This window comes from Actinokineospora sp. NPDC051303 (assembly GCF_055586285.1).
In genome coordinates this window covers 1-12,717 of record NZ_JBVJIN010000088.1, presented here as the reverse complement: position 1 = coordinate 12,717, position 12,717 = coordinate 1, and the positions used below count along the sequence as shown (strand labels likewise).

General features: G+C 69.4%; 12 protein-coding genes. 2 read left to right on the top strand and 10 right to left on the bottom strand.

Annotation, left to right across the window (positions count from 1 at the left end):
* Positions 1-136: 136 nt before the first annotated feature.
* The 6 genes from ACZ6SD_RS32175 to ACZ6SD_RS32150 form a co-directional block, all read right to left on the bottom strand.
* Positions 137-913: a DUF899 domain-containing protein gene (locus ACZ6SD_RS32175; RefSeq protein WP_465320795.1), complete on the bottom strand. Its 777-nt coding sequence runs from the start codon at positions 911-913 to the stop codon at positions 137-139.
* A gap of 43 nt (positions 914-956) precedes the next feature.
* The gene (locus ACZ6SD_RS32170; protein WP_465320794.1) at positions 957-1,292 is read right to left on the bottom strand and encodes an ArsR/SmtB family transcription factor; all 336 of its coding nucleotides are present in this window, start codon (positions 1,290-1,292) and stop codon (positions 957-959) included.
* Positions 1,282-1,716, bottom strand: coding sequence for an SRPBCC domain-containing protein (locus tag ACZ6SD_RS32165; RefSeq protein ID WP_465320793.1), 435 nt, complete (start codon positions 1,714-1,716; stop codon positions 1,282-1,284). Before ACZ6SD_RS32165 ends, ACZ6SD_RS32170 begins: the two co-directional genes overlap by 11 nt.
* A gap of 70 nt (positions 1,717-1,786) precedes the next feature.
* The gene (locus ACZ6SD_RS32160) at positions 1,787-2,989 is read right to left on the bottom strand and encodes a PLAT/LH2 domain-containing protein (RefSeq protein ID WP_465320792.1); all 1,203 of its coding nucleotides are present in this window, start codon (positions 2,987-2,989) and stop codon (positions 1,787-1,789) included.
* Between the two features lie 13 nt (positions 2,990-3,002).
* Positions 3,003-4,733 (bottom strand): autotransporter outer membrane beta-barrel domain-containing protein, encoded by a 1,731-nt coding sequence (locus ACZ6SD_RS32155; RefSeq protein ID WP_465320791.1) that lies wholly within the window; start codon positions 4,731-4,733, stop codon positions 3,003-3,005.
* A gap of 190 nt (positions 4,734-4,923) precedes the next feature.
* Positions 4,924-5,337, bottom strand: coding sequence for a DUF2000 domain-containing protein (locus ACZ6SD_RS32150; RefSeq protein ID WP_465320790.1), 414 nt, complete (start codon positions 5,335-5,337; stop codon positions 4,924-4,926).
* A 107-nt stretch (positions 5,338-5,444) separates the two neighbouring features.
* Here ACZ6SD_RS32150 and ACZ6SD_RS32145 point away from each other — a divergent pair, with 107 nt between their 5' ends.
* The gene (locus tag ACZ6SD_RS32145; protein WP_465320789.1) at positions 5,445-5,906 is read left to right on the top strand and encodes an Lrp/AsnC family transcriptional regulator; all 462 of its coding nucleotides are present in this window, start codon (positions 5,445-5,447) and stop codon (positions 5,904-5,906) included.
* A 35-nt stretch (positions 5,907-5,941) separates the two neighbouring features.
* Here the strand turns inward: ACZ6SD_RS32145 and ACZ6SD_RS32140 are convergent, their stop codons facing one another.
* Entirely contained in the window at positions 5,942-6,838 is an 897-nt protein-coding gene (locus ACZ6SD_RS32140; RefSeq protein WP_465320788.1) for a hypothetical protein, read from the bottom strand.
* A 109-nt stretch (positions 6,839-6,947) separates the two neighbouring features.
* Entirely contained in the window at positions 6,948-7,844 is an 897-nt protein-coding gene (locus tag ACZ6SD_RS32135) for a hypothetical protein (protein WP_465320787.1), read from the bottom strand.
* A 309-nt stretch (positions 7,845-8,153) separates the two neighbouring features.
* Between ACZ6SD_RS32135 and ACZ6SD_RS32130 the strand changes: the two genes are divergently transcribed.
* Positions 8,154-8,585 (top strand): helix-turn-helix domain-containing protein, encoded by a 432-nt coding sequence (locus ACZ6SD_RS32130; protein ID WP_465320786.1) that lies wholly within the window; start codon positions 8,154-8,156, stop codon positions 8,583-8,585.
* 5 nt (positions 8,586-8,590) lie between these two features.
* Here ACZ6SD_RS32130 and ACZ6SD_RS32125 read toward each other — a convergent pair whose 3' ends face one another.
* Together ACZ6SD_RS32125 and ACZ6SD_RS32120 are read right to left on the bottom strand one after the other, a co-directional pair.
* The gene (locus tag ACZ6SD_RS32125; protein WP_465320785.1) at positions 8,591-10,900 is read right to left on the bottom strand and encodes an ATP-binding protein; all 2,310 of its coding nucleotides are present in this window, start codon (positions 10,898-10,900) and stop codon (positions 8,591-8,593) included.
* 162 nt (positions 10,901-11,062) lie between these two features.
* Positions 11,063-12,580, bottom strand: a complete 1,518-nt coding sequence (locus tag ACZ6SD_RS32120; RefSeq protein ID WP_465320784.1) for a hypothetical protein — start codon at positions 12,578-12,580, stop codon at positions 11,063-11,065.
* Positions 12,581-12,717: the final 137 nt, after the last annotated feature.

The following is a 12,717-nucleotide window of genomic DNA, read 5'->3' as shown; positions in this document are numbered from 1 at the left end:
GTGGGGAGCCTTCGGCCCCACGACCACGGCGAGTTTAGGGATCTTCCTTCACCCCCAAAGAAACCACTCCACCCCATCGAGCACTGGGCGAGCGTCGGTTCGGCCTGGTTGGGGGGCGGGTTGGCCAGCGGGGCCGTTAGTCAGGGCAGCGGCATCCGGACTGTTCTGACTGTTCTGCGTTGTTGTCTTTGGTGGGGGCGATCGCGCCTGGTTCGGCTATTTTGGCTAGCCAGCCTTCGGAAATTTCTGCGTCGCTGTATTCGTCGTGCCAGTTCCACCATTCGTAGGGGCGGGTTTGGGGGTAGCCCTGGGGGGAGTCTTCCCACTCTTCTTGGCGGCCTAGGGCGGTGATGTCCAGGTAGCTCCAGGTGCTGCCCATGGCTTCGTCGCCTCGGTTGTTGATGAAGTAGGTGCGGAATATCTGACTGCCTTCTCGGATGAAGGCGTTGGTGCCGTGCCAGTCGTTGACGTTGAAGTCTTTGTCGAAGTCGTCGGTGATGGTGTGCCAGGGGATGGGCCAGGACATGCGGGTTTTGAGGCGCTCGATGTCCGGTTGGGGAGCGCGGGAGACGAAGGCCAGGGTGGTGTCGCGGGCGTTGAGGTGGGCGGGGTGGGCCACCTGGTCCGCCACCAGGGAACAGCCTCGGCAGGCGTGGTCGGGCCAGCCGAAGACGCCGGGTTCGAAGAAGGCGCGGTAGACGATGAGTTGGCGGCGGCCCTCGAACAGGTCCAGCAAGGTCGCTTCGCCGTTGTGGGTTTGGAAAGTGTATTCCTTTTCCACCCGTAGCCAAGGCATGCGCCTGCGTTCCGCGGCCAGTGCGTCTCGGGCTCGGGTCATTTCCTTTTCGCGCACGAGTAGGCGCTCGCGGGCGGCTTCCCATTCCTGGGGGGTGACGATGGGGGGAGTTCGCATAGTCGACATGGTGATTCGCTTTCGTGGCAAGAGAAGTGAAGGGTCAGTCGGACTGGTCTAGGTGGTTCTTCAACGCGTCCAGAGGGCCATCCCAGTCGCGGGCTAGGGCGGCCAGGAACTGCTGTGCCACCCGCATGGGGGCCGAGCGCAGGCGGTAGCGCACGCGGCGGCGTTCGCCGGGTTCGGCCGTCACCAGGCCCGCGTCGGACAGCAGGGCCAAGTGCTTGGCGATGGCCTGCCGGGTGATGGGCAGGTGGTCAGCCAGGTCCGTCGCGGTGGCGGGGCCGGTGGTGGCCAAGGCCGCCAGGATGGCGCGTCGGCTCGGGTCGGCCAGGGCGGTGAAGACCTGTTCGGCGATGGCCTCGGTGTCAGGCGGCATCGAGGTAGTCGACCAGGTGCTCGCCCACCTCGCTCGCCCACCCCTGGACGTGCGCGTCGTACTCCGTTCGGTGGGTGTCGTCCGGGAGTTGGGCGAAACCGGTCTCGACCACGGTCAGCCGGGTGCCCGCGTCGACCGGTTCGAGGGTGAACTCGACATACGTGCGCCGCGGGTCGTCCTCGGGCAGGCCCTGAACGGGCCAGGTGAACCCGAACACCGTCGGCTCCTCCACCCGCTCCACCCGCAGCGCGACCGTCGGCCCGTCGGTCCACCGCATCCAGGCCGCCCCGCCCGGGCGCAGGTCGATGCCCGCCTCGTTGCCGAACCAGGTCCCCAGGCCCTCGGCCGTGGTGATCGCCGCCCACACCTTGCCCGGCGGGTGGGCGAGTTCGACGGTCCGCTCGATGCGATCGGGAAATCCCATGACAGCCTCCACTGAGTAGCAACCGGATGGTTGCCACACTATGGCAACCATCCGGTTGCGTCAACAGCTGTCACGACGGGGTGCGCGACACCTGCTGGCCCACGGTGATCTCCTGGTTGAAGACGAACTCCTGCGACGTCGCCGAGCCGGTCTTGCGCACCTCGACCGTGCCCACCGTCCAGTCCGGGCCGTTGCCGCTGCCGTCGTGGGACAGGGTCAGTTTCTGGATGGCGCCGACATCGGTCCCGATCAGCGAGACCCGGTTGAGGTTGCCGCTTTCGAACATGGTGTTCGGGTAGGCGTTGATGGTGGTCGAGACCGAGCCCTTGGCGCCCGTCAGGGTGAAGGTGATGCGGGCGTCGGTGCCCGTGGCGCCGCCGACCGCGGTGCGCACGGTGAGGACGTAACCGGGCCGGTCGGTCGGCAGGAACGGGCTCTCCGCCCGGATCGCCCGCCGGACCCGCTGTTTCACGGCGGGCTCGTCGAGCACCGCGTCCATCGCCGACACGTCGTTGACCAGGATGAAGTCCACGCCCAGCGCCAGGTAGTCGCGCATCGCGCTTTTCGCGCCCAGCGTCCACACGCCCACGAACCGCAGCTTGCGGTCCGTCCACTTCCGGGCCACGCCATCCATGACCTGGCGCGGAATGTTGTCGTCCCAGCCCGCCACGAAGATGCCGTTGCCGTAACCGGTCTGGGTGATGCCGTTGTTCTCGAAGAACTCGGCGACGACGTCGGCGCTGGTCTGCTGGTCGAGGATGAACCCTTCCCTCGGCCGGACTCCGTTCTTGATCGGCAAAAAGAACGGCGCCTCACTGGTGTTGGACTGCGCGAACGCCGCGGTGACCGCCACCTTGTCGGTCAGGTGCGTCCGCACGATCTCGCGCAGCCGCACCGCGCGCGCCGGGTCGGAGTCCTTGATGTCGAAGTAGACCAGCGCCAGGTGCGGGTTCTGCTGGGCGATCTGGGCCAGCCCGTCGAGGTAGGGCTTGATCGCGTCGCTCAGCGGGAACCAGTCGACGTCGTGGTTCACCACGAACTCGACTTCGTGGTCGGTGAACTGGATGTCGCACTCGATGGCGTTGGCGCCCTGGGCCACCGCCGCCGCGACTTCCGACAGGTCGTTGACCCGATGGGCGACCAGGTAGACCGGGCGCTTGGTCAGCAGGCCGAGCAGGGCCTTGAGCGACAGCGGCCCGGACATGCCGAGCTCGTGGGCCACCGCGCGGACCGACAGCGGCGGCACCAGGCCGAGGGAGCGCAGGCTCGTCACGGTCGCGGCCCCCTCATTGCAACGCCACGAGGACCGGGATCAGCCCGCGCCCGCCGCGCAGCGACCCGATCGCCTTGCCGATGACCGCGCCGAACGCCCGCGCCGGGTCGCACGCCTTCATCGCGTGCCCGGGGGTGGCCGAGGTGGTCAGCAGGTCGCCGACCTCGATCGGCTCGTCGCCCGCGTCGACCTTGCAATACACCTTGCCCATCATGGAAAGCGCGGCCCTCGGCGCGGTGGAGCGCCTGCGGTCCAGGACGATTCCCGGCCGGAACTCGCCCGCGCCCGCGATCACCCCGACGACCTTGCGGTCGTACTGGCCGCTGCTCGGCCGCAGCCTGCCCTGCTCGTCGAGCACCACGGTGGTGCCCGGCTCGATCTCCAGGTCGTCCGCGGTGTCGAACTCCTCGGCGCAGTCCGCGTTGGGCAGCACGATGTCGCCCGCCTGGCCGTTGATCTGGACGCCTATGGTGTTGTCCTCGCGCAGCACCAGGATGTCGCCGTGCTGGCCGTTGCCGCCGACCCGCAGCATCCCGTCTTCCGCGCGCAGGTGCAGGGTGTCCTTCCCGGCCGCGTCGAGCAGCTTCACCTCAGCGGACTTCCCGCCGCCGCCCGCGATCACATCGCCGGTGGCCGCGTCGAGGCTGATGACGTTCCCGCCCGCGGTGTTCTTGAGCCGGACCGCGCCGTTCGCGTTGCCGCCGCCCGCATTGATGTCGCCGGTCAACGCGTCGAGCGTGATGACGTCGATGCCCGAGGTGTTCTTCAGCCGGACCGCGCCGCTGGTGCTGCCGCCGCCCGCGTCGATGTCGCCGGTCGCTGCGTTCAGGGTCACCACGTTCGCGCCCGCGGTCGACTTGAGCCGGAGCACACCCGCCGCGGCACCGCCGCCCGCCTCCATGGTTCCCGTGCCGCCGTTGAGCCAGATCGATTCCTGGAGCCCGGCCCGCAGGGTGAGCCCGCCTTTCTGGCCGACGCCGGACAGGATCGCCACGGTCTGGTCGCCGCTGCCCCGAACGCTGAGCGAGCCGTCCTTTCCGTTGCCCCCGGCGATCAAACTGTTGCCCTGCAAGGGATTGATGGTCAGGATGTCCTTGCCCGCCGCGTCCCGGATGACCAGCGTCCCGTCCTTGCCGTTGCCGCCCGCGACCAGGTCGGCCTTCGCGCCGTCCAGGGTCAGGACCGCCTTCCCCGCCGCGTCCTGCACGACGATGTGGCCGTCTTTCCCCACTGCGCCTGCGGTCACGGCGTCCGCGGCGACTGTGCCCGTCTGCCCGTCGAGGTGCACGCCCGCGACTCCCGCGGCCTTGTTGACCCAGACATCGCCGCCCGTGGCGCCGCCGACGATCATCTTCGCGGGCTCCGCGTCGACCTGCACGGTGGTGTTTCCCGCGCCGTCCTTGAGCCAGAGCTGACCGATCTTCCCGCTCCCGCCCGCGATGATGTCGCCCCCGCTGTCCAGCACGACGCTGTTGCCCAGCAGCAGCGTCCCGGCGTGGACCTTCTTCGAGTTCGCGTCCAGGCTCATCGCCGGGGCGCCGGTGGCGTCGGCCAGGATGATCTCGCCACCGGTCCCGACCACCCCCAGCACCAGCGAACCCTGGCTCGCGCTCACGGTGAGCACGGGAAGCCCGGCGTGGTTCTTGATCAGAACCTGCGCCGCGTTGGAGTCCGGGTCGACCTTCACGATCTCCGCGCCACCGGTCGCCTGAACGCTGACCACCCCGACAATGGTTTCGGGCATGTGGGTCCTCCCTGTGCCGTAGTGCGGAAGGGAAGCATTTCCTCCCACCGCCGCCCTCGACAACGCCGCCCCGGCCAGCGGAAGGCCACACCCCGACTGCCCGAATGGCCACCGCAAGGATCATTGGCAGGCACAGGGAAAGCTGTTAAGATCACCACTTTCTATCGTCGTCCACAGTGGACTTGGTTTGTCATCGCATGAGCGGCAGCGCACGAGTCAGTCTGGCGACCGTCTTCCGCGGCCCGAACAACGCCAACCCGACATAGTCGACGTCCTCGCCCGGCGTCACCGCCAACGTCTCCAGATACTCCTCATACACCCGCGCCCGCCGGGCGACCTCGGTGAAACCCACCAGCAGCACGTCATCGGCCCCACCCGCCCGGTCGCCAAGCTCCCGCAGCCGAGCCTGCGAGGCCACCAGCACCGGCACCGGATGCGTGTTGAGCCCCGCGTGCACACCCCCCGAGGCGTCATTGCCGTCCGGACCGAGCGAATCGGCCAGCCTGCCGCCAAGACTGAGCCCCAGAACGGCGGCGGCGTTGGCGGCCAGATTCGGCGCCAAGTCCTCGCGCAGGACAACCGCGAGCTTGGTGACCAGCGTCATCTGAAATCCCATCAATAGTTCGGCTTCCGCCAGCGAGCGTAGGTCGCCTGACCGGCCCTGACGAGCCCCGCCGAACTTCATTCGGTGAAAGCGGGCATCATCGACACGTGGACGAACTTGATTCGGCGATCATCCGCCACCTCCAACTGGACGCCCGGCAAACCAACCGCGAACTGGCCCGCCGCATCGGCCTAGCCCCGTCGACCTGCCTAGAACGGGTGCGCTCACTCCGCGAACGCGGCGTCATCACCGGCTACCACGCCGACATCGCCCTCACCCCCTTGAACCGCCGCGTCCAAGCGTTCGTCGCCGCCCGCCTACGCCCCCTGAGCAGGCAAGTGATCGACGGCTTCCAAAGCGCCCTGGTGACCCTCCCGGAAGTCCTCTCCGTCTTCGTCGTCGCCGGAGACGACGATTTCCTGATCCATGTCGCCGTGCGGGATCTGGAACACCTACACGCTTTCCTAATCGACCACCTGAGCCAACGGCGCGAGGTGGTGAGCTTTCGCAGCTCGGTGATCTACCAAAGCGTGCGCACCCCAGTTGTCGACGCGCTACCAGACGCGTGACATCGTCACCCGATATGGCCCGGCAAGGCGACTGTCTATCGGCGAAGCAGCGCTTGGGCGTCCAGGAACACCAGCTGCCTGCGGTCTTCCCCCTCGCGGGTTTCAACGCTCTCTGGTGCGTCGAGGTCGCCCGCGCGGTCCGAAAAGACCGGATAATAGAAGTCGTCCTCCTCTGGAGCGAGTGTCACAAGTTCCCCTTGGTCCATGAAATCCATCTGCGCGGATTGCCGCAACAGCGCGGTGATTTCCTCTGGGGAGTAACCTTCCTGGTTCCGAACGAACCGAGCCGGAAGCATGATGAGTTGCGGCCAGGTGGCTTTTCCGCACCGTTCAAGCTGGCGCCAGAAGTCGCGCCAGTTGACGGGACTGGGTTCGGGTTCGGGTTTTGCCGAGGGGTTTGCGGTGGTATGACCCCACGTGGTCTTGATCGAGGGGCCACTGAGATCGAACCGGACGAGCCTCTTCTTCGTGCCGCGCTGGGGCGTGCCGTGATCCGCCAGTTCGGCATGGAGCACTTTCGCGACCTGCTCGGTGGTCAGCAGTTTCATCCAGTTCGCGAACCACCAGCTCTTGCTGCGGCCGAATGCCAGTTCGGTGATGTTGAGGCCGCGGGCGGCCACGGCGGTGGCCAGGTTGTCTCTCCATTTCGGCCGTGGGAACACGTAAAACGGCTGGTGCCCAAGTGGGCGCTGGCGGTATTCCCACAGCTGCCCCAGATCGATCAGCACATCATGGAGACCGGCGCCTGCGATCGTCGTCGTCTTCAGTTCCAATTGCACCGCTTTTCCCGGTCGGGTCGGCAGCCAGCGGACATCGATGTCTTCTCCGCTGGCTGGCCACCACAGCGCGGCTTTGGTGTGGTAGCGGTACGCCACGTACTGGCTTGACCAGTGTTCGAGTGTCTTCTCTGGAATCGACACGGATGAGGGCATGAGCGAGAGCGTAGGCGATGGTCAGCGGTGCGGGCGGAACAAGAGAGGACACGTCGGTGTGTTCGGCCGGGATGTCAGGCCGAGCACACCGACGTGTCGGGTCGTGGACTCAGGTGCCGGGGACGCTGTAGTCCTGGCGGGCGCGGTGGTAGCCGGGGGGCGGGTTTGTGCAGGTGGTGAAGAGGCCGATTTGGTGGGATTTGCTGTCGTTGTTGCGGAGGGCGGTTAGCCAGACGGACTGGTCGTTGGCGCCTACGGTGCCGGGGGCGGTTTCCTGGATGGCGGTTTTGAAGTTCTGGCTGCCTTCGCCGACTACGGCCGCGCCGCCGCCGAGGGCGACTTTGCCGGGTGGGCACCGCACGATGTCACGGAGGAAGCCGCCCGCGGGGACGGTGAGGTCGCGGCGGAGGAGTTCGTAGCCCGCCGGGGGATTGGCGCAGACGGCGGAAAATCCGATGGTGTGGGATGTGGTGTCGTCGTTGCGGATGGAGACTGCCCAGAGGGAGTAGGCGCCGCCGCCTACGGTGCCGGGCGTGGTTTCCTGGATGGTGGTTTTGAAGTCGCGGGTGCCTTCGCCGACGACCGCCGCGCCGCCGCCGAGGGCGACCTTGCCGGACGGGCAGATCACCGTGGTGCGCTCGGCTCCGCCCGCGGCGATGGTGATCTTCTTGGTCACCTCTTGGTAGCCCGCGAGCTTGTCGGCGCAGGTGGCGAAGACACCTACGGTGTGGGCGGCGGTGTCGTTGTTGCGCACCGACGCCAGCCACAGGGTCCGCCCGCCGCCGATCGTGCCGGGGGAGCTTTCCTGGATGGTGGTTTTGAAGTCGCGGGTGCCTTCCCCGACGACCGCCGCGCCGCCGCCGTAGGGGAACTTGCCTTCCGGGCACAGGACGGTGTTGCGCACAAACCCTTGTGCCGCCGTGGGTTCCGGGATTCCCATCGCCGCGCCCGCGTCGAAGTCCACGTTGTCCGGCGCGGCGTGGGCTGGTGTGCAAAGCAGCAGCATCGCCAAGCTCGTCGACGCCAGGATCGCGGTTCTGCCGACATGACGGCGTGGTGCGCGGTGGCACTTCATCTTCGGTCCCTTCTCGAACACTCGATCACCCGAGGGGCGCGGAAACCGTTCCGCAGCGATGAGCAAACCAAGGGAAAGCCTGCCGCGGAACGGGATTCGGCCGAGTCCACTCCGCCGGGACGGCATCGGCCCCGATCCAGCGCCGAGCCTCACGCAACGTAGGCGTGCCGGGGAAAGACGTGTTTGCCGCCCGCGAAGGGCTAGCCGTACCGTTGCGGTTCCCGGCGACGAGGTCAGGCGATGGCGGAACTGGACATCACCGAGGTGGCGCGGCGCTCCGGCGCGCCCGCCTCCACCCTGCGGTACTACGAGGACAGAGGGCTCATCGCCGCGACCGGCAGGCGGGGCCTCAAGCGCGTGTTCGACGCGGGCGTGCTGGAGCGGCTGGCGCTGATCGCGCTTGGCCGCGCCGCGGGCTTCTCCCTGGACGAGATCGCGCTCATGGTCGCCCCGGACGGCCGCCCGCGCATCGACCGCGCGGTGCTCGCGACCAAAGCCGACGAACTGGACGCCACGATCGCCAAGCTGACCGCCGTGCGCGACGGCCTGCGGCACGCCGCGGCGTGCTCAGCGCCCAGCCACCTGGAATGCCCGACGTTCCGCCGCATCCTGAGCGCGGCCGCGTCCGGAGCCATTCCGGCGCCAGAAAACAAGCCTCCGCGAAAGAACTGACCCGGTCACTGGCGGCTGACGGAATCGCGCGCGATCCACGCGGCGATCTGCGTGCGGGTGGTGAACCCGAGCTTGGTCAGGATGTGCTCGATGTGCGACTCGGCGGTGCGCCGGGCGATGGTGAGCCTGGTCGCGATCTCTCGGTTGGTCAGGCCCTCCGCGACCAGTTGGGCGATCTCGAACTCCCGCTTGGTCAGCGGGCCCAGCCGGTCCGGCTCGACCGCGACCTCTGCGGTGTCCTCCTCCAGCGCGTAGTGCATCGCGAGGTCGCTGGGCAGCGCGCGCCCCTCGGTGAAACCCTTCTGGAACGCGGTCTCGCCCAGCGCCCGCCGGGTCAGCTCGATGTGCTCGGTGTGCGGGCCCTCGAACACCGACGACATGCGCGGCGAGGTGCCGATCGCCGACCAGATCGCGCTCGCCGCGCCGAAGAGCATCGCGGCCCGCGCGTGCCTGCCCTGCCGCTGCGCGATCCAGGCGAGCAGGTCGGTGCTGAACGCCTCGCCGAGCCGGTTGCCGAACTCCCGTTCCAGCCGCAGCGCCTGCTTGCCCGCCCGGTCCGCGGCGTCGATGTCGCCGTGGGTGATCTCGACCTGGGCCTGGGCCCACAGCGCCCACGCCCGCCAGAACGTCTCCCCGGTCGCCGCGCTGGTCTCGACGGCCTCTCGGAGCATCGCCCGCCCCGCGTCCGGGTCGCCGCCGACGCCGAGGGTGTAGCCGTAGATGAACAGGGTGAACAGCTCACCGCGCAGCTCACCGTGCGCGCGGAAGGTGTCCAGCACCCCGGCGAACACCTCGGCTGCCTTGGCCAGGTCGCCGCTGAACAGCGCCGCCATGCCCCAGGCGTGCGCCAGGTACGCCTCCTGCACCGGGTCCGCGCGGGCCGCGAGCAGCTCGCCCGCCTGCGTCAACCGGTCCACCCCGGCCTTGACGTCGTCCTGCACCAGCGCGAACCAGCCCGACATCCGCAGCGCCGCCGCGCGTTCTGGCGCGTCGGGCGGCGCCGAGGCCAGCGCCCGGTCCAGCCACAGCCGCGCCTCGGTGTGGAAGCCGCGGATGCCCCAGTAGTCGTCCATGCGGGTCGCCATCCGCAGGCCGACCACCGCGTCGGCGGGGTCGGTGACGCAGAAGTCGAGCGCGACGCGCAGGTTCGCGTGGTCTTGGCGCAGCTGGTCCACCCAGGCTGCCTGCCGCTCGCTGAGCCACTCGGCCTCGAACCGCTCGATGAGACCGGCGTACCAGTCGCGGTGCAGCCGCGACACCCTCGGCCGCTCGCCGCCGCGGTCGAGGCGGTCCTGGGCGTACTCCCGCAGGGTCTCCAGCATCCGGAAACGCGCGACGCCCTGGTGCTCCTCGCGGATCAGCACGGACTTGTCCAGCAGCCCGTCGATCAGGTCGAGCACCTGCGCCCGCTCGACTCCCGGCCCGCCGCACACGTGCTCGGCCGCGGCCAGGTCGAAGGTCCCGGAGAACACCGAGGCCCGCTCCCACACCAGTTGCTCGCCGCGCGAGCACAGCGAGTAGCTCCAGTCGATCGTGGCGCGCAGCGTCTGCTGGCGCTCGGGCGCGGTGCGGGTTCCCACGGTGAGCAGCGAAAGCCGCTTCGAGAGCCGCTCGACGATCTGGCGCACCGACATCGACCGGCACCGCACCGCGGCCAGTTCGATGGCCAGCGGCAGCCCCTCCAGCCGCACGCACAGCTCGGCCAGGTCGGCGCAGTTCTCCTCGGTGATCTCGAACGAGGGCAGCACCGCGGTCGCCCGGTCCACGAACAGCCGGACCGACTCGTAGTTCGCCAACTCCTCGGGCGAGCACACCTCTCGGGGCACCGCCAGCGGCGGCACCCACAGCAGGTGCTCCCCGTCGACGCTGAGCGACTGCCTGCTGGTCGCCACGATCACCAGCCGCGGACACGTGGCCATCAGCCTGCCCGCCAGGTGGGCGCAGGCGACCACCAGGTGCTCGCAGTTGTCCAGCACCAGCAGCATCGCGCGCCCGCGCAGGAACTCGGCGACGGTGTCGACGGCGGCCCGCGCCGACTGGTCCCGCAGCCCCAGCTTGTCGGCGACCAGGTTCGGCAGCAGTTCGGGGTCGCGCAACTCGGCCAACTCGACAAAGGCCACCCCGTCGGCGAACTGCCGCGCCACCGCCGCCGCGATCCGGCGCGCCAGCCGGGTCTTGCCGACCCCGCCCGGCCCGGTCAGCGTGACCAGCCTGCCGGTTTCCAGCAGCTTGCGCGCCTCGGCGATCTCGTGTCGCCGACCGATATAGCTGGTGACCTCGGCCTGCCTTCCTGCCGGGTCTCCCTCGACCATCATCGCTGAACTCAAGATCCACCGTGGCCCGTCGATTCGATGAGTGTCACCCAGTGTAACCCCGGTCACAGATCAACATGGCGGGGGGTGACCGCGTGCTCCCCGGGGCGGTCCGCGTTCGCCTGCTCGCCCGGGGACAGGCGCGGGCGGGTTCAACCGATGGGATTACGCGGACGGGTCGACCTCGGTCGTCACGACTCCGGTGACCGTTCCGGCGCGCAGATGGATGGTGGTCGGCCGCTCGGGCAGGGGGATGGTCGACCACCAGTGCAGTGCCGCGGCCGTGGCGGAGACGGGCGCCGTGGTTCGCGCGACGCGCACGGCGCCGTCGATGGCGACCGCGACCCGGGTCTCATCGATGGGGACGAGCGCGAGGCGGGCACCGGGGAAGGTGTCGCGGAGGTGCTTGGCGCGGGTGGCCGCGGTGTCGGGGTGGCGGTGCTCGGTGTAGATCGCCGCCGCGCGTTCGAGCAGCGTGAGGTCGGCGCAGTGCTCGGCGGCGGTGAGGAACGAGTTGTCGGTCTCCCACCGGGCGGTGGTGCGTTCCAGAGTGATCTCCGCGCGGTCGTCCTGGCGGCGCGCCGCGGTCACCTTGACCTGGAAGTGCGCGGGTTCGGGCACCTCGGGCTCGGGGACCGGCACCGCGGGCGGGACAGGGGCGTCCGGGGCGTTCGGCAGGCCCAGCAGGCGGTAGAGGTGCTCGATGAGGACGTTCGACGCGGGCTGGTGCGGTGCGGCGTCGGGGGCGCGGAGCGCGCTGGTGATCTCCGCCCGGTCGGCGTCGGCGAGGCGGGGAAGGCGGGCGATGAGGTCGGCCATGGGGGAGTCGGCCACGACCTCGTCCGCGCCGTCGGCGGCGATGAGGGTCGGCAGGCCGAGAGCCGCGGCGTAGAAGGTCAGCGAGCCGTGGTCGGAGACGACCAGGTCGGCGGCGAGCAGGGCGGGGCGCCAGTCCCGGGTCGGGGAGACGACGACGAGACCCGCGGCGACCGCGGGCCGCAGCCAGGCGTTCACCTGGAGCGGGCCGTGGCGCTCCCAGACGTTGGGGTGCAGGGTGAGAACCACCCGGTACTCGTCGGCGGGCAGGTGGGACACGAGCCGTTCGGCCAGGTCGGGGCGGCGCCCGTAGAGGGAGTTCTGGCCCCAGGTCGAGCAGAGCAGCACCAGGTGGCGACCGTCGGCCTGATAGGCGCGGCGGTGGAGTTCCCGGTGCGGCCGGGACGCGCGGAGGCGGTCCAGGCAGGGGTCGCCCGCCACCAGCGCGTGGGCGGGCAGGCGCGGGTCGACCGAGCGCATCACGTCGACCTGGCGGGCGTCGGCGACGACGATCGTGGTCGGGAGCACGCGGTCGCCGCGGATCAACGCGGTCTTGCGCAGACCGGAAGGCCACTCCCGGTTGAGTGGCGAGCGACGGTGGTAGCCCGCGCCGTGGGGGAGGAGCACGATCGGCCCGCGCAGCCTGGTGAGGTCGCTGTTCTCACTCGCTGCGACGATCAGGTCGAACTTGTGCCGGTCCACTTTCTCCCAGCTCAGCAGGAGAGCGCCCGCGTCGCTCAACCGCTCGCTCAGGCTGCCGGAAAAGCGGGACCCCGGGTCGACGGTGAACCACACCTCAAGCCCGCGGTCGCACAGCAGCAGCGGCGCGACGTCCGCCAACCGATCCAGCGCCGCGGGCGACCGCACCACGATCAGGACGCGCCGGCTCGGACGAATGGTGTTCCACCGTTCCGGCTTCCGGCTTCCGGCTTCCGGCTTCCGGCTTCCGGCTTCCGGCTTCCGGCTTCCGGCTTCCGGCTTCCGGCTTCCGGCTTCCGGCTTCC